General features: G+C 65.5%; 20 protein-coding genes. 12 read left to right on the top strand and 8 right to left on the bottom strand.

Annotation, left to right across the window (positions count from 1 at the left end; translation table 11 throughout):
* Window positions 1-214: 214 nt before the first annotated feature.
* The 3 genes from ACP150_RS08740 to ACP150_RS08730 all read right to left on the bottom strand — a co-directional run bounded on the left by ACP150_RS08740 (window position 215) and on the right by ACP150_RS08730 (window position 3,360).
* The gene (locus ACP150_RS08740; protein WP_424966210.1) at window positions 215-1,093 is read right to left on the bottom strand and encodes a carbohydrate ABC transporter permease; all 879 of its coding nucleotides are present in this window, start codon (window positions 1,091-1,093) and stop codon (window positions 215-217) included.
* A complete protein-coding gene (locus ACP150_RS08735) occupies window positions 1,090-1,986 on the bottom strand; it encodes a carbohydrate ABC transporter permease (protein WP_424966209.1) in 897 nt (298 codons plus the stop codon). Before ACP150_RS08735 ends, ACP150_RS08740 begins: the two co-directional genes overlap by 4 nt.
* Window positions 1,987-2,094: 108 nt before the next feature.
* Window positions 2,095-3,360: an extracellular solute-binding protein gene (locus ACP150_RS08730; RefSeq protein WP_424966208.1), complete on the bottom strand. Its 1,266-nt coding sequence runs from the start codon at window positions 3,358-3,360 to the stop codon at window positions 2,095-2,097.
* A gap of 114 nt (window positions 3,361-3,474) precedes the next feature.
* Here ACP150_RS08730 and ACP150_RS08725 point away from each other — a divergent pair, with 114 nt between their 5' ends.
* The 5 genes from ACP150_RS08725 (at window position 3,475) to ACP150_RS08705 (ending at window position 9,947) form a co-directional block, all read left to right on the top strand.
* A complete protein-coding gene (locus ACP150_RS08725) occupies window positions 3,475-4,647 on the top strand; it encodes an ROK family transcriptional regulator (protein ID WP_424966207.1) in 1,173 nt (390 codons plus the stop codon).
* A 12-nt stretch (window positions 4,648-4,659) separates the two neighbouring features.
* Entirely contained in the window at window positions 4,660-7,005 is a 2,346-nt protein-coding gene (locus tag ACP150_RS08720) for a PIG-L family deacetylase (RefSeq protein ID WP_424966206.1), read from the top strand.
* On the top strand, window positions 7,002-7,862 hold the full coding sequence (locus tag ACP150_RS08715; protein ID WP_424966205.1) for a DMT family transporter: 861 nt from the start codon (window positions 7,002-7,004) through the stop codon (window positions 7,860-7,862). The genes ACP150_RS08720 and ACP150_RS08715 overlap by 4 nt, the downstream gene beginning before the upstream one ends.
* A gap of 81 nt (window positions 7,863-7,943) precedes the next feature.
* Window positions 7,944-8,585, top strand: coding sequence for a DUF3047 domain-containing protein (locus tag ACP150_RS08710; RefSeq protein ID WP_424966204.1), 642 nt, complete (start codon window positions 7,944-7,946; stop codon window positions 8,583-8,585).
* A 39-nt stretch (window positions 8,586-8,624) separates the two neighbouring features.
* Window positions 8,625-9,947, top strand: a complete 1,323-nt coding sequence (locus tag ACP150_RS08705; protein WP_424966203.1) for an ABC1 kinase family protein — start codon at window positions 8,625-8,627, stop codon at window positions 9,945-9,947.
* Here the strand turns inward: ACP150_RS08705 and ACP150_RS08700 are convergent.
* On the bottom strand, window positions 9,944-10,990 hold the full coding sequence (locus tag ACP150_RS08700; RefSeq protein WP_424966202.1) for a LacI family DNA-binding transcriptional regulator: 1,047 nt from the start codon (window positions 10,988-10,990) through the stop codon (window positions 9,944-9,946). The two genes, ACP150_RS08705 and ACP150_RS08700, sit on opposite strands and share 4 nt — an antisense overlap.
* An 86-nt stretch (window positions 10,991-11,076) precedes the next feature.
* On the opposite strand from ACP150_RS08700, the gene ACP150_RS08695 reads away from it, so the two are divergent.
* From ACP150_RS08695 to ACP150_RS08670, 6 genes are all read left to right on the top strand, one after another.
* Window positions 11,077-12,033: a Bug family tripartite tricarboxylate transporter substrate binding protein gene (locus tag ACP150_RS08695; protein WP_424966201.1), complete on the top strand. Its 957-nt coding sequence runs from the start codon at window positions 11,077-11,079 to the stop codon at window positions 12,031-12,033.
* Window positions 12,034-12,102: 69 nt separating this feature from the next.
* The gene (locus ACP150_RS08690) at window positions 12,103-12,558 is read left to right on the top strand and encodes a tripartite tricarboxylate transporter TctB family protein (protein ID WP_424966200.1); all 456 of its coding nucleotides are present in this window, start codon (window positions 12,103-12,105) and stop codon (window positions 12,556-12,558) included.
* The gene (locus ACP150_RS08685; RefSeq protein WP_424966199.1) at window positions 12,559-14,043 is read left to right on the top strand and encodes a tripartite tricarboxylate transporter permease; all 1,485 of its coding nucleotides are present in this window, start codon (window positions 12,559-12,561) and stop codon (window positions 14,041-14,043) included. It abuts the gene before it with no gap.
* A gap of 3 nt (window positions 14,044-14,046) precedes the next feature.
* Window positions 14,047-14,937, top strand: a complete 891-nt coding sequence (gene ltnD / locus ACP150_RS08680; RefSeq protein ID WP_424966198.1) for an L-threonate dehydrogenase — start codon at window positions 14,047-14,049, stop codon at window positions 14,935-14,937.
* A gap of 81 nt (window positions 14,938-15,018) precedes the next feature.
* Complete coding sequence (locus tag ACP150_RS08675; protein WP_424966197.1) at window positions 15,019-15,435, top strand: hypothetical protein; 417 nt, start codon at window positions 15,019-15,021, stop codon at window positions 15,433-15,435.
* Window positions 15,436-15,504: 69 nt separating this feature from the next.
* Window positions 15,505-15,975, top strand: a complete 471-nt coding sequence (locus tag ACP150_RS08670; protein ID WP_424966196.1) for a Dps family protein — start codon at window positions 15,505-15,507, stop codon at window positions 15,973-15,975.
* 27 nt (window positions 15,976-16,002) lie between these two features.
* Here the strand turns inward: ACP150_RS08670 and ACP150_RS08665 are convergent, their stop codons facing one another.
* Complete coding sequence (locus ACP150_RS08665) at window positions 16,003-16,260, bottom strand: DUF1289 domain-containing protein (RefSeq protein ID WP_424966195.1); 258 nt, start codon at window positions 16,258-16,260, stop codon at window positions 16,003-16,005.
* A gap of 8 nt (window positions 16,261-16,268) precedes the next feature.
* Window positions 16,269-16,430 carry a hemin uptake protein HemP gene (gene hemP, locus ACP150_RS08660; RefSeq protein ID WP_424966194.1) on the bottom strand — a complete coding sequence of 54 codons (162 nt, stop codon included), beginning with the start codon at window positions 16,428-16,430 and terminating at the stop codon, window positions 16,269-16,271.
* Window positions 16,431-16,558: 128 nt separating this feature from the next.
* On the opposite strand from hemP, the gene ACP150_RS08655 reads away from it, so the two are divergent.
* The gene (locus tag ACP150_RS08655; protein ID WP_424966193.1) at window positions 16,559-17,137 is read left to right on the top strand and encodes a rhodanese-like domain-containing protein; all 579 of its coding nucleotides are present in this window, start codon (window positions 16,559-16,561) and stop codon (window positions 17,135-17,137) included.
* Window positions 17,138-17,154: 17 nt separating this feature from the next.
* Here the strand turns inward: ACP150_RS08655 and ACP150_RS08650 are convergent, their stop codons facing one another.
* Both ACP150_RS08650 and ACP150_RS08645 read right to left on the bottom strand, forming a co-directional pair.
* On the bottom strand, window positions 17,155-18,096 hold the full coding sequence (locus ACP150_RS08650; protein WP_424966191.1) for a quinoprotein relay system zinc metallohydrolase 1: 942 nt from the start codon (window positions 18,094-18,096) through the stop codon (window positions 17,155-17,157).
* A complete protein-coding gene (locus tag ACP150_RS08645; protein WP_424966189.1) occupies window positions 18,096-18,878 on the bottom strand; it encodes a quinoprotein dehydrogenase-associated SoxYZ-like carrier in 783 nt (260 codons plus the stop codon). Before ACP150_RS08645 ends, ACP150_RS08650 begins: the two co-directional genes overlap by 1 nt.
* Between the last annotated feature and the right edge of the window lie 53 nt (window positions 18,879-18,931).

The raw sequence follows: 18,931 nt of genomic DNA, 5'->3' as shown, positions 1-18,931 counted from the left end.
GTTCTCCAAATACTCAAATTCTGACGAAGCCAAGGGCGCGCCATCTGGATAGAGAACCGCGACGCGCCACCTTCCCAGCGCTCCGCGCGTTCGCGGCTTGAAAGGTCCACTAGACCGTTCATCGGCTGCGCCGAACCACCGCCTGCCCAGGGCTCCGCCCGTTCGGGCCTCAATCGGTCCACTGGACCGATTGCCGACAGTGTCGGACCGGCCCTCACCCCTTCAGCCCCGCCATCACGACGCCGCGGATGATGAAGCGCTGGAACACCAGGAACACGATCAGTGTGGGGATGGTCGAGATCGCCGCCCCGGTCATGATCAGCTCCCATTGCACATCCGCCTCGTCGCCAAAGCCCGACAGCCCCACAGGCAGCGTGTACATCTCCACCGAGTTGGTCACGATCAACGGCCAGAGGAATGCCGTCCAGTTCCCGAGGAATACGAAAATCGCCAATGCCGCTAGCGCGGGCCGCACAAGGGGCATCGCCACGGTCCACCAGATCTGGAACTCGTTCAGCCCGTCGATCCGCGCGGCCTCGATAAAGTCATCGGGCACGCTCTCGAAAAACTGCTTCATCAGGAACACACCAAAGGCCGTCATCATGCCGGGGAACATGATCCCCCAATAGGTGTCCAGCCAGCCGAGGCTCTGGCTCATCAGGTACCACGGGATCACCAGCATCTCGGTCGGGATCATCAAGGTCGACAGGATCGCGATGAAGACCAGCGTCCGCCCCGGAAACTTGAACTTGCAGAGTGTGTATCCCACCAGGCTATCGAAAAAGAGGTTCGAGATCGTCGTCAGCACCGCGATGATCAGCGAGTTGATGAACCAGCCGTAGAACCGCCCATCCTCCAGCACGAAGGTGTAGTTCTCGAGGGTGGGCTCCTCGGGGATCAGGTTGACGTTGTAAATCTCGTGGGGCCATTTCAGCGAGGTCGAGATCATGTAGACGATCGGCATGATCATCAGGATCCCGCCGACAAACAGGATCCACCAGCGGATCACCTGCCCCATATTGCGCGGCTTCTTCGGACCCTTGGCATCCAGTGCCGCACTGGCGGTCGGACGGATCTCCTCAAACGTGCTCATCGGTCTGTCCTCAACAGCCAGAGCTGGATCAGGCTCACCACCAGCAGGATCAGGAAGAGCACCACGGTCTGCGCCGCCGCATAGCCCATGTCAAAGCTCGAAAAGGCAGTCTCATAGATCATCAGAACCAGCGGCTTGGTGGAATTCAGCGGCCCGCCGGGATTGTTTGTCGTCATGTTGAAGACATGGTCGAAGATCCGCAGAAACCCGATGGAGGAAAACACCACGATGAAGACGATCGTGGGCCGCAGAAGCGGGATGGTGATCTGTGTGAGAACGGTCCAGCTGCTCACCCCGTCGATCTTGGCCGCCTCGTAATAGGAGGTCGGGATCGCCCGCAAACCGGCCATGAAGATAATGATCTGAAATCCGAGCCCCGCCCAGACCGTCGGGGCCAGAACCGCCGGGAGCGCGTTGGTGGTCGAGTTCAGAAACTCGATCTGCGCGATACCCACCGAGGCCAACAGGTTGTTGAACAGCCCGATCGGCACCCCTTGGTAGAACCAGCGCCAGACCCAGGCCATGGCCACCGCTGAGGTCATGAAGGGCAAGAAATAGAGCATCCGCAGGAAGCCATGGGCAAAGCGCAGCTTGTCCAGATGATAGGCCACCGCAAACGCGATCACGAGGCTGACCGGCGTGCCGATCAGCAGGTAGAGAAACGTGTTCTTGAACACCTTCCAGAAGACCGGATCGGCGACCAGTTTCTCGTAATTGTCCCAGCCGGTCCAGGCCCGGTCCCCGAGCAGGTTCCAGTCCTGAAACGAGATCAGAAAGGCGTTGCCGGTCGGATAGAACCGGATGATCCCGTAAAACAGAACGGGGACGGCGAGGAAGATCCACGCCCAGACGATCTGCTTCTGTTTGATCGACAGGTTGGAATAGCCCGGCATCGGCGGCTCTCTGCAAGGGGTTCACCCGCCCCGGGATCCTGTAGGGCGGATCATGGTGGTCCGGGGCGGGTCCGCACCGCCCGGCTCGCCCGGGCGGTGCCACCGATCTCAGTCGGCGTAGTAATCGTCGAGGATCGCCTGCTCGGCCTCCGCCGCCGTGGCGAGACTGTCGGCCAACGAGACATCCTGCAGGGTGATCCGCTCCACCATCTCGACCATGAGCTGACGCTGGGCGCTCTCATTGGCAAACTTGGTAGTGTTGGCATAGGCCAGACCCCGGATGAACGGGCCAAAAGTCTCGTCGGCGGCATTGGCATCGGTCATCCCGACCGAGGGCTTGGCAGGCAGTTCCCCAACCACATCAAGCCAGACCTGCATCGCCTCATCCGAGGTGATGTATTGCATGAACTTCACCGAGGCGTCGTATTTCGCACCCTCTGCCTTGGTGGTGATCGCGTTCACCCAATAGGACGAGTAGTTCGAGCGCGTTCCATCCGCCGTCGCCGGCAGTTCGGTGACACCCCATTTCAGCCCGCGCGTCTTGTTCAGCGAGCCGATCCGGAAGGACCCGTCGATATGCATGCCTGCACGGCCCGCCTTGAAGGCGGCTTGCGGCTCATCCATGAAGCCAATCGCGCTGACGGCATCATCGCCGGTGAAGAGGTTGGTGTAAAACTCCAGCGCTTTCTGACCGGCCTCGCTGTTGTAGTTCACCGTCTGGTAGTCGTTCAGATAAGGCTCCCCGCCCATCTGCCGGACCAACACTTCGCGGAACCAGTGGTGATCCTGCGCGGTCATGCCCGCCGTGATCCCGACCTGGGTGATATTGCCCGCGCCATCGCGCTTGGTCAGCTTGGCCGCCGTCTCGACCAGCTCGTCCAGCGTGGTGGGGGGCGCGTCGATGCCCGCCGCGTCAAACAGGCGCTCGTTGTAGAACAGCGCCAGCGAACGTACCGCCGTCGGCAGGGCCCAGTAATTGTCACCCTCGCGCATGGCGGCAACCATGGGGAAGAACTCCGCCTCGATGGTCTCCGGCGGAAAATCCGCCGCCGGAAGCGGCTGGATCAGCTCGGCCTCCACATAGTCGTTCAGCCAACCGTAGAAGAGTTGCACCACATCCGGCCCCTCGCCCGCAGGCACCGCTGCGGCGACCTTGGTGCGGTAATCCGCATAGGGAAAATGGGTCATGGTCACGTCGATATCCGGGTTGGCCGCCTCGAAGCTTTCGATCAGCTGCTCCATCGCCGTGACACGCGCATCGAAGAAATACTGCCAGTACTCGATCTCGACCTTTTCGGCCTGCGCCGCCCCCGCGCCCAGCGCCAGAAGGCTGGTCATCCCGGCCAGGGTCAGCTTGCGAAATTCTGTCGTCATCTATCGTCTCCCTGATGATGTCTTCCGGCCCGCAGCTTGCGCGCGCCCCGCACTGGGGGCGAGCTTAGGTCAAGTCACTTGAGCTATCAACTGATTTGACTTAATCCTGAGGGCATGGCCCTGATCCCCCCCTCCCCCGGCGCCAATGCGCCCCGGTCGCGCAGCCATAACCGGCATGTCATCCTCGGCCAGATCCAGGCCGCGGGCCCCATGGGCCGCGCCGCGCTCGCCCGGTCCACGGGGCTGAGCACGCAAGCCGTGAGCAACATCATCGCCGATCTCGAAACCGACGGGCTGCTTGAGCCGTGCGGCGCACGCACGGTCGGGCGCGGCCTTCCGGCGATGCAGTACCAGATCAACCCGGGCGGGGCGTTCGCCCTCGGGATCGAAGTGCGCCAGACGGCCATCGTCGGCGCCCTGCTCGATCTGGGCGGTGCCATCCAGGCGACCGAGCGGGTGTCCCTGACCGATACCGCGCCCGAGACCATCCTGCCCCTTGTAAAGAGCCTGAAACAGCGGCTTCTGGCGAGCTGCCCGCAGGCGCAGCACAAGCTCCTCGGGGCTGGTCTCGTGATGCCCGGCCCGTTCGGCGCGACCGGGCTGTCCGGGGCGTCGGCGGACCTGACCGGCTGGACCGATATCAATGTGCAGGAGGCTTTCGAAACCGCCCTCGACGGACCCGTCTTCGTGCAGAACGACGCCAATGCGGCGGCCATGGCCGAGCGGCTGGGCGGGCTGGCCCAAGGTGTCCAAACCTTTGGCTATCTCTATTTCGGGTCCGGGCTGGGGCTCGGGCTCGTCGCCCATGGGCAGCTCATTACCGGTGCCTTCGGCAATGCGGGCGAGCTCGGCCAGATCCCGGTCATGACCCCGGACGGCCCCCGCACTCTGGAAAACTGCGCCAGCCGCAACGCGGTCCAGAGCCATCTGGCCCGCGCGGGCCTGCCCGGGGATGACATCGAGCAGCTCGCGCGCCACTTCGCCGATGGACAGCCCGCGCTGCTGGGATGGATCGACGGCGCGGCGGCGGCCCTCTCGCAGGTCCTGCCCCTGCTCGAGAACCTGTTCGACCCAGAAACCATCCTGCTGGGCGGGGCCATGCCCGCAGAGATCGTCGAGGCCATGGTCGCGCGGATCACCCTGCCGGAGGTTTCGGTCGCCCACCGCCCGGACCGGCAATACCCGCGTCTGCAAGTGGGCAGTTGCGGGCGTCTCACCGCCACGCGCGGGGCCGCTGCCCTCGTGCTCAGCAACGCGCTCTCACCGCAATTCAGTCTCTCCGCCTGAGGAGCCGTCGCCATGCCGACCCCGGACCAGACCCGCATCGCCGCCCAACGCGCCGCGCCCCGCATCACCGCGCTGTGGCGCGCCCTGCGCCCGCTGCAGACAACGGTGAGTTTCATGAATTCGGGCGCCCACCCGGATGATGAGATCTCGGACATGCTCGCCGCGCTGAGCTGGCGCGACGGGATCGAGCTCAGCTATGTCTGCGCCAATCGCGGCGAAGGCGGGCAGAACGATATCGGGACCGAGGCAACCACCGCGCTTGGCACCCTGCGCACCGCCGAGATGGAGCGCGCGGCCGAGATCCTGCCCCTGCGGCTCTATTGGCTGTCCGAGCACCCTGACGACGCGATCTTCGATTTCGGCTTCTCGAAATCCGGCGAAGAGACCCTGCGCAATTGGGGCCGCGACCGCACGCTGACCCGGCTGGTACAGGTGATCCGCGCCGAGAAGCCGGATATCCTCTGCCCCACCTTCCTCGATGTGCCGGGCCAGCATGGCCATCACCGGGCCATGACACAGGCCGCCCATGAAGCGTTTGATCTGGCCGCCGATCCGGGCTTTGCCCCCGAGCTTGGCGCGCCATGGGAGATTGCGAAGCTCTATCTGCCCGGATGGTCCGGTGCGGGGCAGGCCTATGACGATGATCTGCCGCCGCCTCCGGCCACGATGACCGTGCCCGCCGCCGGGCGCGATCCGGTCACGGGCTGGGACTATGCCCAGATCGGCCAGCAATCGCGCGCCTGCCACCGGACGCAAGCCATGGGCCGCTGGGTCCCGCGCGGGGCAGGGCGCGATCTGCCCCTGCACCTGGCCCGGCGGCGGACCACGGGCCCTGACACAGCGGTTTCGGACGGTCTGCCCGCCGCGCTCAGCGCGCTGGACAGCCCGGCAAAGGTGGATCTGGCTGAGGCGGAGGCGCAGATCGCCCGCTCCGCAGCTGCCTTTCCCGATACGGCCGACATCCTCGCCGCGGCGACCGCAGCCCTGCAGGCCCTGCGCCGGGCGGCCGAAGCCCGAAACCCGCCGCGCAGCGCCCATCGGATCGCCCGCAAGATCGCACAGCTTTCGACCCTGATCCGCGCAGCTGCCGGGGTCGAGATCCATGGCCATGTGGCGCGCACCGTGCTGGCCCCGGGCGAGGTCACCGAGCTGACGGTGGAGCATTTTGCCGAGACAGGTTCGGTCGAGGTGATGCCGATGCTGCCCCCCGACTGGGTGCAGGCCGGCAGTGCGATCGGCCCCGGGCCCGAGGCCGCGCCCTCGGACGCCTATCCGCCGGTTTTCCTGCCCGATGCGCCAAGCACACCCGCCCTGCGCGTGGTGACGCGCGCGCTGGGGGTCGAGAGCGTGACCTCCCTGCCCTTCGAGACGCCGCCGCTCGTCCAACCCGCGCGGAGCCTGTCCTGTGATCAGACGCGCATCGCGGTGAACCGTGCCGCGCCGCCGGAGGTGATCGAGCTGACCCTGCGGGAGATCCGTCCGTCCGGGGCCACGCCCGGGATCACCCTGCCCGAGGGGTGGCGGGCCGAGCCCACGGCCACCGGGCTGCGCGTGACCCTGCCCAAGGATCCGGCGGAGGGGCTGTACCGCCTGCCCCTGACCCTCGACGGGGCCCCGGCCCATGAAAGCCAACTCATCGTCCACGACCATACGGCGCCCCGCCTTCTGTCGGGCGCGGCGGAGGTGCAGGTCCGCGTTCTCGACGCCGCGCTGCATCCCGGACGGATCGGCTATATCGGAGGAGGCAATGACCGGGTTGACCATTGGCTCGGCCAGATCGGCGCGGATGTCACCGCGCTCAGTGACCGCGAGTTGAGCGATGCCGACGCCCTGGCCCGCTACGACACGCTGGTCATCGGGATTTTTGCGATCCGGATGCGGAAGGGGCTGACCGAGGCCCTGCCGGCGATCCATGACTGGGTGGCAGAGGGCGGCACATTGCTGACGCTTTATCACCGCCCATGGGACAACTGGGATGCCGCCCGAACCGCGCCGCGCCCGCTGGAGATCGGGCAACCCTCCCTGCGCTGGCGGGTCACGGATGAGCGGGCCGAGGTCACGGCCCTCGCCCCCGATCACCCCTGCCTGACCCATCCGAACCGCATCGGCCCCAAGGATTGGGAAGGCTGGCACAAGGAGCGCGGGCTCTATTTCGCCAAATCCTGGGACACGGCCTATACCCCGCTTCTGGAGATGGCCGATCCGGGTGAAGCCCCCCATCGCGGCGCGCTGCTGGCCGCCGAGATCGGCGCCGGGCGGCATGTCCATTGCGCGCTGATCCTGCACCACCAGATGGAGCGTCTGACCCCCGGTGCGTTCCGGTTGATGATGAACCTCACCGCGCCCCGGGCCGAGTGAGCGGCGACAGCCAAACGCGGGGATCAGAGGGCAATCGCCGGGGCGGCGGATGGCTGCTGGCGGATATGGCGCTCAACATCTGGGCGCTGTCGATCGTCAAGGCCATGGGGCTGGAGGTCCCCGCTGCCCAGCTTGTGCTGATCCGGGCCGGGGTTGGGCTGATCCTGATGCTGCCCTGGATCTGGAGGGACCGCGCGGCGTTTCGCACGCTCACCAACCTGCCGCTCCATGGGCTGCGCGTGGGGCTCTCGGCGCTGGCGCTGACCTGTTCCTTCTACGCAATCGCGCGGGTGCCTTTCGCGCTTTTCACGGCGATGAACTTCACCCGGCCACTTGTCCTGATGGCCATGGCCGCAATGCTGCTGGCCGAGCCGATCCGCCGCAGCCAGTGGATCGCGGGGCTCGTCTGCCTCTGCGGTGTCGCCATCGCGCTGCAGCCCGGCACGGTGGCCTATGACCCCGCGCTCTGGGCGCTGGCAGTGACGATCCTGGCGGGCACGGGTGCGGTGATCGTAACCCGGCGGTTGAAGGCCGCGCCGACGGTCGTGCTGATGACCTTCTACACGGCCGGACTATCGCTGGTGCTGGCCCCGGTTGCGGCAGTTCAATGGACCCCCGTAGCCCCTGGCGACTGGCCGGCCCTGCTGGCCATTGGCGCCTTCGCCCAAGCAGCGCAGTTCTGTTTCCTGCGCGCGCACAAGCTGGGCGAGGCCGGGATGCTGGCCATTCTCGGCTATCTCAGCCTCGTGCTGACGACCGCCGTGGGGTTCTTTGTCTTTGACGAGGTGCCCACCCTGTCACTGCTGGCCGGATCGACCCTGATCGTGGCGGCGAGCCTTTGGGTCCGCCTGCGCTGAGCCGCGCTTTGCAACAGAGCGTCACACAGGCGTGAGAGCCGTTGATTTGCCCGAGGCCCGTGGGCCCGCTAGCTCAGGGGCATGACTTACCGTGCCACACTCACCGCCCTCGCCCTTGCCCTGACCACCCCGGCCTTTGCCGAGCCTGTGCCCTTTGACGGGTCATGGCGCGAGCAGGGGTTCCTGCGCCTGTTCACAAATGACTTCGTGCAAAAGGGCGGGTCCCTCGACGTGATCTCTGACGGGACAGTCTCGCTGCTGTGGCGGGCGGTGCCCGAGACGTCGCGCGATGCGGGCAAGGCATCCTGGCAATGGGCCGTGGCCGAGGGCGTCGGCGCGACGGATCTGCGGCGCAAGGGCGGCGATGACCGCAACCTCGCGCTGTATTTCGTGTTCACCGACGAAGGCACGGCCGCCACGGTCGATCCAAGCTCGGCACGCAAGCTGCTCAAGGCGCCGGGCACAAAGGCGCTGGTCTATGTCTGGGGGGGCGATCACGCCAAAAACGCCGTACTGCCCAGCCCCTACCACCCGGGGCTTGTGACCATCGTCAAGCGCGGGCCGGGCACCGGGCAATTTGCCGAGAATGTCGATCTGCGCGCGGATTACCGCAAGGCCTTTGGCGAAGAGGCCCCTGTCCTGATCGGGCTCGGGGTGTCAGCCGATAGCGACGACACCGATGGCAAGATTGCCGCGCGGGTCAGCAGCCTGCAGCTGAAGTAACCGCTGGCGGGGCGGCGGCTGCGCCCTAGCTCGCCCTGCATGACCAGATATGTCCATGAACCGCGCGGCTTGCCCGTGCCCAACTCCCGCGCGTCGCGCATGGCGCGGCTTGGCGGGATGGCGGCGGGCGTCGCAGGCTCCATGGCGGTGCAGGGCGGTCGGCAGCTTCTGACCGGGCGTCGCCCCAAATTCGAAGAGCTTCTGCTGACCCCCGGGAACGCCGCCCGGATCACCGCACAGCTCGCGCAGATGCGCGGGGCCGCGATGAAGGTCGGCCAACTTCTGAGCCTTGAGGGCGGGGATTTCCTTCCGCCGGAGCTGGCTGAGATCCTCGGACATCTGCGCGCGGACGCCCATTTCATGCCGCCGCAGCAGCTCGATCAGGTGCTCCGGCGCAACTGGGGCCCGGACTATCGCCGGAAATTCGCGAAATTCGACGTGCGCCCCGTGGCGGCGGCCAGCATCGGGCAGGTGCACCGCGCACGGATGAAGGATGGTCGGGACGTCGCGCTCAAGATCCAGTATCCGGGCGTCCGCGACAGCATCGACAGCGATGTGCGCAACGTGGCGAGCCTGATGCGGGTGTCCGGGCTGGTCCCGAAAGAGATCGACCTCGCGCCGCTGATGGAAGAGGCCCGCCGCCAGCTCCATGAAGAGGCCGATTACGCCCGCGAGGCCGACATGCTCGCCCGGTTCGGGGCGCTGCTGGACAAGGACCCCGACTACCTCGTGCCAGAGGGGCATCCGGACCTCACCACGCCCGACATCCTGGGGATGAGCTTCGTCGAGAGCGTCGCGGTCGAGAGCCTGACCGAGGCTGATGCGGAGACCCGGAACCGGGTCGTGGCCGGGCTGATCCGGCTGATGCTGCGCGAGCTGTTCGAGTTCGGGCTGATGCAGACCGATCCGAACTTCGCCAATTACCGCTATCAACCCGCGACCGGGCGGATCGTGTTGCTGGATTTCGGGGCGTCGCGCGCTTTTGCCACCGGGCTTGTCGCCCAGTACCACGACCTGATGCGCGCCGGGCTCAGCGCCGATCGCAGCGCGACCCGGTCCGCGATGGAGGCGATCGGTTTTCTCGAACCGGGCACCGCCCCGAAGCATCGTGAGCCGATCCTCGACATGGTCGACATGGCCATGACGCCCTTGCGCAGCGATGCGCCCGTCAATTTCGCCACGACCCCGTTGGCGCGCGAGTTGCGCGAAGCGGGCATGGAGTTCGCAGAGGATCGGGATTTCTGGGTGATCCCGCCCATGGACGCGCTCTATCTGCAGCGCAAGATGGGGGGGATGTTCCTGCTGGCGGCGCGGCTCAGGGCCGAGATCGCGATCCGACCGCTGCTGGAGCCCTATCTCTAGGTCGTCTCGCCCTCGATCAGGCGCAGGGGCAGCGTCGCCGGAGGCGGGCGCGTCTCACCCTCCAGATTGGCGAGCAGGAGCCGCCCCGCCGTGCGCCCGATCTCGAATCGCGGGGTCTGGATCGTGGTGAGCCGGGGCGCGATCACCTGGCACATGTCGAGCCCATTGAACCCGGCCAGCGCCAGATCCCCGGGCACTGACAGCCCGGCGGACTGGCAGGCGAACAGAGCCCCCAGCGCAAGATCGTCATTGGCAAAGACCACCGCGTCGAGATCCGGCGCCATGGCCCGCAGCACGCCCACCGCCTCGGCCCCAACGGGCAAGGAGGACGGCTCGGTCGCGATATGCTGGACCAGAGGCGGCAGGCCATTGGACTCGATCGTTGCCGCCAGCGCCGCAAGCCGCTTGGCCGCGCGCATGTCGCGCCCGCCCCAGGCCCCGACAAAGCCGATCCGCCGGTAGCCGCGCGCGATCAGATGGGTAGCCATCATCTCGCCCGCGGCGCGCTGGGAAATCCCGACCGCCAGATCGATGGGCACCATATCCGTGTCCAGCATCTCGACCACCGGACCGGAATGGCGCATCAGAAGCTTGCGCGTCCCCTCCGTATGCTCCGCCCCGCTGAGGATGACCGCCGACGGGGTCCAGGAGAGCAGGTCGCGCAAGATCGTCTCTTCGGTCCCGATGTCATATCCCGTCATGCCGAGCACCGGGCGGAACCGACTGCCCTGCAGGGCCGCATCGATCCCGTCGACGATGGGCGGGAAGACATGGTTGGACATGGAAGGCACGATCACCGCGATCAGATCGCTCGACTGCCCGCGCAAGGACCCCGCGATCCGGTTGCGGCTATAGCCCAGCTCGCTCGCAGCCGCCTCGACCTTCTGGCGCAGATCGGCAGAGACATGCGCAGCACCCCGCATGACCCGCGACGCCGAGATCAGGCTGACGCCCGCCCGGGCGGCCACGTGTTTCAGCGTCGGACGAGAGTCCCCATCGGGCACGGCAAGCTCCAGTTGCAATCGGTGGATACGGGTCAGCATAGCCCTATAACAGGGTTATTGACAACGTTACCATATGTCGTGACAACGTTACCAATCGCAATAAAGGCGATACCAGGGAGGAAGACATGAAGACATTGACGCTCTCCGCGCTGCTGAGCGCGACCGTGGCCATGGTCGGGACAACGGCACTTGCCGATGACTTTCCGCAGCGCCCCATCAACCTGATTGCCCCGTTCAACGCGGGTGGCGGTACGGACCTGCTGCTGCGCGGCTTTGCTCCGCATTTCGCCGAAGCCATCGGCGGCGACGCCTTTGTGTCGAACATGGCGGGCGGTTCCGGCACCGTGGCCGCAGGCGCGCTGGCCGGTCAGCGGGCGGATGGCTACCAGCTGGGCTATTTCTCGATCACCGTCTCGACGATCCAGCCGCAGATCAAGGACGTCCCCTATGATGTGGACAGCTGGACGCCGATCTGCTCGGTCGCGGCCTCGCCGACGCTGCTCTTCACCACCGCCGACAGCCCCTACACCTCCATCGAAGAGGCGATTGCCGCCATCGAGGCGGAGCCGGGCAAATTGATCTATGGCTCCTCCGGTCCGGGCGCGATGACCCACCTGACCACTGTGGCGGGCTTTGCCGGTCTGGGTGTGCTCGACAAGCTCAAGCATCTGCCCTTCCAGGGCTCCGGCCCCGCAGTGCAGGCCATGGCGGCGGGCACGATCCAGTTCTTCGGCGATACCGAGATCCTGATGTCGCGCGGCGATTTCCGCCCGCTGATGGTGTTCAACGATGAGCGTCTCGAGAACTACCCGGATGTGCCCACCGCCGCCGAGGCCGGGATCGAGCCCCCCCTGAACGAGCTCTATCTGTGGGGCGGCCTCTTTGCGCCCGCCGGTGTCGAGCCCGAGGTTGTCGCCAAGCTTGAAGCGGCCTGCGAGACGGCGGTGAATTCCGACGGCTTCCAGGAGTTCGCGACCAACACCTCCACCGTGATCAACTATCGCGGCTCCGAGGAGTTCGAGGCGTTCTTCCGGGCACAATACGAGTCCAACGGCGCCCTGATCGAGGCGGCGGGTCTCTAAGACCATCCCATCCGCTGCGCCCGGGCAAGACCCCGGGCGCGGCCCTATCTTGCTCGGGGGAGGGGCGGGATGACGCGTATGCTGACCGAAAGATCGGTCGTCTCAGTGATATTGCTGCTGATTGGCGCGGGGCTCATGCTCAGCACCTTTGGCCTGCAATTCGCGGATCTGGGCGGCGCGTTCAGCCCGATGTTCTTTCCCCGGATCGTTCTGATGATGTGGGTGGCCCTCGCCCTGCTCAACGTGATGAGCGATGTGATGGCGCAGCCGACGTCCAAGCCGATCCGGCTCGGCACGGTCGCGGCGATCTCGGTGGCCTTTGTCGCCTATGTGATCCTGCTGCCCAAGCTGGGCTTCTTTCTCTGCTCCGTACCGCTGGCCTTCGGCATGCTCTGGGTGCTGGAGGTGCGCAACCCGCTGGCGCTCGCCGGGATTGCGCTGGGGGTGCCGGGCGGTCTGGTGCTGCTGTTCAATCATATCCTGACGATGCCGCTGCCGGTCTCGCCGTTCCTGTGGTGGCTCTGAATGGTTGAGCTTCTGCCCCAGGCGTTTGCCCTGCTTCTGTCGCCGCAAGGCCTGCTGGTGCTGAGCGTCGGCACCATGTTGGGGATCATTCTCGGCGCGCTGCCGGGGATCGGGTCCACCGTGGCCGTGGCGATGATCCTGCCCTTTACCCTGACCATGGATCAGGCCCCGGCGATCCTGCTCTTGCTCGCGATCTATGCGGGCTCGGTCTATGGCGGGTCGATCTCGGCGATCCTGATCAATACACCGGGCACGCCCCAATCGGCGGCGACCTGTCTCGACGGGTTTCCCATGGCCCAGCGGGGCGAGGCGGGCAAGGCGCTCGGCTGGGCGACCATCGCCTCGGTCACGGGCGGGCTTGTCTCGGCGGTCGTGCTGATCTTCGCCGCGCCGCAACTCGCGGCTTTTGCCCTGAATTTCGGCCCCATCGAGACCTTTGCCCTGATCCTGCTGGGTCTGACCTGCATCGTCTCGGTCTCCGAAGGGAGCCTTGTGAAGGGCCTGATGGCGGGGATGCTGGGGATCTTCCTGTCCACGGTCGGCGGTGATCCGATCACCGGTGAGGCGCGGTTCACCTTTGGACAGTTCCAGCTGATCGCGGGCTTCAACCTGCTGGCGGTGGTGATCGGGGTCTTCGCCCTGTCGGAGGTGCTGATCCGGGCAAGCGCCGGCCCGGATCCGGCGGGGATGCTGGTGGATTTCAAGGGTATCGTCCTGCCGAAGCTGGCCGAGTGGAAGGGCCGGGTCCGGGGGCTCGTCAAATCCGTGGCCATCGGCAATGGCGTCGGCATCCTGCCCGGCACCGGGGCGGCCACGGCGGCGTTTATCTCCTATGCCGAGGCGCGCCGCTCTGCCCCGACCAAGGACAATTTCGGCAAGGGTGAACCCGACGGCCTGATCGCGTCCGAATCCGCCAATAACGCCGTGACCGGCGGCGCGCTGGTGCCGACAATGGCGCTCGGCATCCCCGGCGATGCGATCACGGCGGTGATGCTCGCCACGCTGACCCTGCACGGGGTGACGCCGGGGATCCGCCTGATGGAGGACAACCCAGTCCTCATGGCGTCGATCTTTGCCGGGTTCTTCGTCATCAACCTGATGCTGCTGCCGCTGGGGATGGTGGTGTCGAAAATGGCGGCCCCGCTTCTACGGATGCGCGAGGCCTATATGCTGATCGTGATCACGTTGCTCTGCACCGTGGGCGTGTTCTTCGTGCGGGGGAACCCGTTCGACCTGCTGGTCATGGCGGGGGCCGGGATTGTCGGTTTCATCCTGCGGCGGCAGGGCTATCCCATGGCGCCGCTGGTCATCGGCATGGTGCTGGGCCCGACACTGGAGCTCAGCCTGCGGCAGGGCCTGATCATCACCGATGGCAGCTTCGCGGCCTTCTTCACCGGTCACCCGATTGCGCTTGGCCTGACCATCGCCGCGGCGGGCATGCTGAGCCTGCCGCTGATCCGCGCTCTGCGGGCTCGAAAGGACTAGGATATGACGGAAACGATGGCGCTGATCGGGTTGGGCTCCATGGGCTATGGCATGGCGCAATCGCTGCTGCGGGCCGGGCATGCGGTCTATGGCGCGGATATCGCGCCCGCGCCCATGGCCCGGTTTCAGACCGAGGGCGGGCTGGCGGAACGGCCCGAGGCCATCGACTCGTTGGTCATCGCGGTTCTGAACGCAGCCCAAACCGAAGCCGTCCTCTTTGGCCCGGACGGCTGGGCGCAAAGCCTGCGCCCCGGTGGCACCGTGATCGCCTGCGCGACGGTCCCGCCGAGCTTTGCCCGTGCCATGGCGGCGCGCTGTGCTGAGGCCGGGTTGCACTACCTCGACGCGCCGATCTCGGGCGGCGCGGCCAAGGCCGCACAGGGCGCGTTGAGCATCATGGCCGCCGGATCCGCAGAGGCGTTCACCGGGGCCGGTCCCGCGTTGGAGGCCATGGCCGAGACCGTCTTTGGACTGGGGCCGGAACCCGGGGCGGGCTCGGCGATGAAGGCGATCAACCAGATGCTGGCGGGCACCCATATCGCGGCCATGGCCGAGGCCGTGACCTTTGGCATGACCCAGGGGGTCGATCCGGCCAAGACCGTCGAGGTGATCTCGAAATGCGCCGGCTCTTCATGGATGTTCGAGAACAGGGCCCCGCATATCGTCGATGGGGATTACACGCCGCGCAGTTCGGTCAATATCTGGCCCAAGGATCTGGGCATCGTTCTCGACATTGCGGCGGAGGCGAAATTCTCGGCCCCTCTTACGGCGGCGGCGCTCCAGCAGTTCATGGCAGCGGCCGGATCCGGGCTGGGAGCCGAGGATGATGCGGCGGTGGCCAAGATCTATGCGCGTAATGCGGGATTAACACTTCCAGGTGACACGCAATCCTGACAATTTTACCCGGACGCATTGCCAAACACGCTGATTTCCGATAAATCTACTCGGGATTAGATTCGAACAAAGATCGTCGCAATGCCCCCGCACGCTGTTCCCCCTGCCGCCGATCTGCGCCCAGCCAAGGCGCCCGAGCGCCCTGTGGCGCAATTGTCGGAAAAAGGACGCGCGCGGCTGACGGCCCTCCGCGATGCAGCGCGGCAGACCCGGTTCCGGCCCTATTGCTCGCTGGAGCAGACCTGCCTGACCGATCGGCACCGCGCACATCCGTTTGAAAGCCTCGCCGCCTGTCTGCCCGAGGCGCTGGACCGACGGATCATCATTTACCGGCTCGGAGAGGACAGCCTGTCCTTCGATGAGGCGTGGATTTTAAGCATGCTGGACCGGATCGATGCAACCGATTGGGATAGCTTGCACTTTCTGATCGCGCGTCGCGTGTGTCGACCCGCCCGAGTTGCAGTTCGGATGCTGCTTGGTGCTTGCCAAGACTTATAACAAGTCTAAGTTTGGGTGACAGCCAGCCCGACGCCAGCCAAAAATCAGAAATATTTTACGGAGGGTAGCATGACCCAAACCGCCGCCGCCTTGTCTCAAGACGCGCAAATGGCGATTGCCGACGCGTTGAATCAGTCCGTTGCTGAGACCGCTGTCGCCACGATGCTCGCGCAGAACTTCCACTGGAACGTGACCGGCATGGCATTTGGCCCGCTGCACGCTCTGTTTCAGGAAATCTACGAGGATCACTTTCAGGCCCAGGATGATCTGGCCGAGCGAGTCAAGGCGCTGGACGCCCATGCCGAAGGCACGCTGGCCGGGATGATCGCCCGCTCGAAAGTCGCCGAGAATGACGGTCACGGGGATGCGAAATCCATGATCGAAGCGATGAAATCCGCTCAGGAAACCCTAGCCGCGACTCTTGCGGGCTGTGGCGAGCTGGCCGCCGAGCATGGCGATACGCTGACCGAGGATCTCTGCATCGCGCGCGGTCAGACCCACGAGAAGTTCGCCTGGTTCCTGCGCGCGCATCTGCGCTGAACTCTTACGATCTGGCGCGACGGGGCCTCAGGCTGCGTCGCGCACGGCCTGCACGGGCTTGGCCTTTTTCTTGAGACATTTCCGCATATAGACCGGCGCCCAATGCTTGTACTTGCCAAGCATCTTCTGCTGCTGGACGAGCATGGCCACAAAGGCCTCCCGATGACTGTCCTTCTTGAGGCTCTTGAACAGAGACTTCTGAGCCTTCGTCATCGAACACCCGATGCAATGACCTTGCCGCTTGAACTTGCAGACATCGATGCAGGGGCTGGGGGTTTTGGCCATGTCTGCTCCTATTTGGTGAGGATAAGCTTGCCATTGCGGGTAATGCGGAGGGTATAGATCTGCTCATCAAGGCGCAGATAGGCCCGCAGATCGTCGCCCAGCATCTTGCGAACATCTATTTCCGGGATCCGGACAGGGCCTTCCGCGATTGTTGTCATTTCGATTTTCATGCCGGGGCTCTTGGGTTTGGAGGTGTTGGACTCAAAGTTGACAGGTTTAGTCGGGAAAGTCAATTCCGACTCTTTTACTCAGTTGTCAGAAGCATGGTTTTGCCAGCCCGGGCGGTCTAGTTTGGGCCATGCTTCGGATCCTGCTGTGCCTTGCCCTGTGTCTCGCCCTCCCCGCCCAAGCCGCGACCTATGCAGAGGCGCGGGACAAGCGGCCCGAACTCTTTGATCCGGACACCGGTTATCGCATCGGGCGGCAGCGCGCGCCGACCCCTTCGGACATCCCGCCGCCTGCGCAGCTGGTGGATACGGACTCCGCCGCGGCCCTGATCGCCGAAGGCGCCTTGGTGCTGGATGTGTTCGGCGCAGCCCAATCGCGTTTCGACGAGCTGGACGGGACATGGCTGGTCTCGAAGGAGCGGCTGAGCCTGCCCGGGGCGCTCTGGCTGCCTGAGACAGGGCGCGGACGGCTGAGCCCAACCATGCAGGCCTATCTCGAGACGAATCTGGCTGCGGCGATGGACGGACAACCGGATCGCCCGATCGTGGTCTTCTGCATTGCCGATTGCTGGATGAGCTGGAACGCCGCCCAGCGGATCTCGGATCTCGGCTATGGGGCGGTCTACTGGTTCCGGCTGGGGACCGATGGCTGGCTCGACGAGGGGCGGAGGCTGGTGCCCGCCACCCCCGTTCCGGTCAATGTGGACTGATGGACCTCCGCCCGCGCCTAGTTCGCGCGGGGCATGACCTCCAGCTCGATGCCCGGATAGAGATGGGAGACCGAGCGATAGAACTCCTCCGGTTCCGAGCCCAGCCGCGCAAATTCCGCGGGGATCTCCAGATCCATCACCTCTATCATGTCGAGCCCCGAGGCCGCGGCACCCCGAAAGGTGTCCTCCAGCCAGCGCAGATAGGCGCGGGTCTGCGGGATCGCGGCACCGCCCCGGTCGAGCGGTCCATGCCCGGGCAGGACCGCCTCCGGCCGCAGCGCTTCGAGCGCATCGAGTGAGGCATGCCAGTCCGGTAGCTCCGCCGAGGGCGTGGTCGCCGCACGTTCATAGAACACCAGATCACCGGTCACGAGGATCCCCGTCTCGCGGTCAAGCAGGGCCAGATCCGCCGCCGTATGCCCCGAGAGCGGCAGCGCCTCGAACACGCGCCCGTCGATGGTAACATCCCCGCCCGCGATCACGTTGCGCGGCATGACTGGCTCGGTCCCGCGCATCCAATCCCCTAGGATCCGGTACATGTTGTCCGCAAAGGCGTCGGCATTGGCATTGGCCTGCTGGATCGTCTCGCCCAGCGCATGGATGGGCTTGTCGGCGAAGACCTGATTGCCAAAGAAATGGTCCGGGTGGTGATGGGTGTTCACCACCGCCGAAACCCCGCGCAGATCGAGCCCATCCGCCACGGATTTGAGCGCCTCGCCATAGCGCAGGCTCGCGCCCGTATCGATCACGATCAACCCCGTCTGCCCCTGAAACAGAGCGCAATTCACAATCGCCCCACCATTCTGCATGGTGAAGTAATCGGTGCTGCCTTCGATCATCCAGACCCCGTTCGCCACCGATTGCGGGCGCAGGTCATAACTCAGGCGGCTTGCGGCGCGCGCCGGGCGCACCAAGGCCGCCGAGGCCAGAAGGCCCAGGCTCGTCCGTCGTGTGATCATCAGTGGGTCTCGGACGCCGTGAGCAGACCTTCGATCTCGTTGCCATTGTTGTCACGCCCATCCACATGGAGCGCGGCCGGCATGGTCGCGGGATCGAAATAGAGGGTAAAGGCCGGGTCCTCGTTCACCGGCTCCTTCAGTTCGAGATGGGCGAGGGTGTCACCTGCGTCGTTCTGAATGTCGAGCTTTTCGATGATGAAGACGGGGATATCCCCGGCAAGGCCCGTATCCATCGGGTGATCCACCACCATCCGGGCGCGGCCCGAGGCCGGCCAGATCTGGCCATGGATCTCGCCCAGTTTGTCGTACCAGTCCGCATTGGCATAGGCCGCGGCGGGCGCGGTGCAGCCGCCCCCTGCCGCGTCGATATAGGTCGAACCCACATGCCAGGCCCCGTCTGCCGTGCGCACCGAAGCGCGGATCGCCGTGGCCTGATCGATCTTGAACCGCAGGGAGATCTTGGCCTCCGCCTGCCCCGGGTAATAGGTCATGATATGGGGGATCGGGCCGTAGTCGGCCGAGATCACGATCTCTTCGACATCCTCAAACGCCGTCGCATCCACCAGAAGGGGCACGTTCACTGTATCCTCCGCCTCTGCCGGGCCGCGCACGATCACCCGATCATCGAAGGAAATCACCGCCGGATCGCCCAGCAGGTTCTCTTGATGATAGTCCCACATGCCCGATTTCATCGGATCCTCGAGCGGCGTCTGGGACCCCGCGAGGGCCGTGGTGGCAGTCAGAATCGTGGCGGTCGTGGCCAGCGCGGTGATACGTGTCATAGGCTCTCCTCCCAGATCGTCCGGCATCGGAACACATCTGATGCGCCCCGAAG

Source organism: Dinoroseobacter sp. S375, assembly GCF_049800775.1.
In the GTDB taxonomy this organism is placed as follows: Bacteria; Pseudomonadota; Alphaproteobacteria; order Rhodobacterales; family Rhodobacteraceae; genus Dinoroseobacter.
The sequence above is the reverse complement of the archived record's forward strand: the minus strand, read 5'-3'. Positions and strand labels throughout refer to the sequence as shown.

Bases quoted from the DNA above. Each gene is read 5' to 3' on its own strand.
- ACP150_RS08740 (WP_424966210.1), bottom strand. From the start codon at position 1,093: ATGAGCACGTTTGAGGAGATCCGTCCGACCGCCAGTGCGGCACTGGAT.
- ACP150_RS08735 (WP_424966209.1), bottom strand. From the start codon at position 1,986: ATGCCGGGCTATTCCAACCTGTCGATCAAACAGAAGCAGATCGTCTGG.
- ACP150_RS08730 (WP_424966208.1), bottom strand. From the start codon at position 3,360: ATGACGACAGAATTTCGCAAGCTGACCCTGGCCGGGATGACCAGCCTT.
- ACP150_RS08725 (WP_424966207.1), top strand. From the start codon at position 3,475: ATGGCCCTGATCCCCCCCTCCCCCGGCGCCAATGCGCCCCGGTCGCGC.
- ACP150_RS08720 (WP_424966206.1), top strand. From the start codon at position 4,660: ATGCCGACCCCGGACCAGACCCGCATCGCCGCCCAACGCGCCGCGCCC.
- ACP150_RS08710 (WP_424966204.1), top strand. From the start codon at position 7,944: ATGACTTACCGTGCCACACTCACCGCCCTCGCCCTTGCCCTGACCACC.
- ACP150_RS08705 (WP_424966203.1), top strand. From the start codon at position 8,625: ATGACCAGATATGTCCATGAACCGCGCGGCTTGCCCGTGCCCAACTCC.
- ACP150_RS08700 (WP_424966202.1), bottom strand. From the start codon at position 10,990: ATGCTGACCCGTATCCACCGATTGCAACTGGAGCTTGCCGTGCCCGAT.
- ACP150_RS08695 (WP_424966201.1), top strand. From the start codon at position 11,077: ATGAAGACATTGACGCTCTCCGCGCTGCTGAGCGCGACCGTGGCCATG.
- ACP150_RS08690 (WP_424966200.1), top strand. From the start codon at position 12,103: ATGACGCGTATGCTGACCGAAAGATCGGTCGTCTCAGTGATATTGCTG.
- ACP150_RS08685 (WP_424966199.1), top strand. From the start codon at position 12,559: ATGGTTGAGCTTCTGCCCCAGGCGTTTGCCCTGCTTCTGTCGCCGCAA.
- ltnD (WP_424966198.1), top strand. From the start codon at position 14,047: ATGACGGAAACGATGGCGCTGATCGGGTTGGGCTCCATGGGCTATGGC.
- ACP150_RS08675 (WP_424966197.1), top strand. From the start codon at position 15,019: ATGCCCCCGCACGCTGTTCCCCCTGCCGCCGATCTGCGCCCAGCCAAG.
- ACP150_RS08670 (WP_424966196.1), top strand. From the start codon at position 15,505: ATGACCCAAACCGCCGCCGCCTTGTCTCAAGACGCGCAAATGGCGATT.
- ACP150_RS08665 (WP_424966195.1), bottom strand. From the start codon at position 16,260: ATGGCCAAAACCCCCAGCCCCTGCATCGATGTCTGCAAGTTCAAGCGG.
- hemP (WP_424966194.1), bottom strand. From the start codon at position 16,430: ATGAAAATCGAAATGACAACAATCGCGGAAGGCCCTGTCCGGATCCCG.
- ACP150_RS08655 (WP_424966193.1), top strand. From the start codon at position 16,559: ATGCTTCGGATCCTGCTGTGCCTTGCCCTGTGTCTCGCCCTCCCCGCC.
- ACP150_RS08650 (WP_424966191.1), bottom strand. From the start codon at position 18,096: ATGATCACACGACGGACGAGCCTGGGCCTTCTGGCCTCGGCGGCCTTG.
- ACP150_RS08645 (WP_424966189.1), bottom strand. From the start codon at position 18,878: ATGACACGTATCACCGCGCTGGCCACGACCGCCACGATTCTGACTGCC.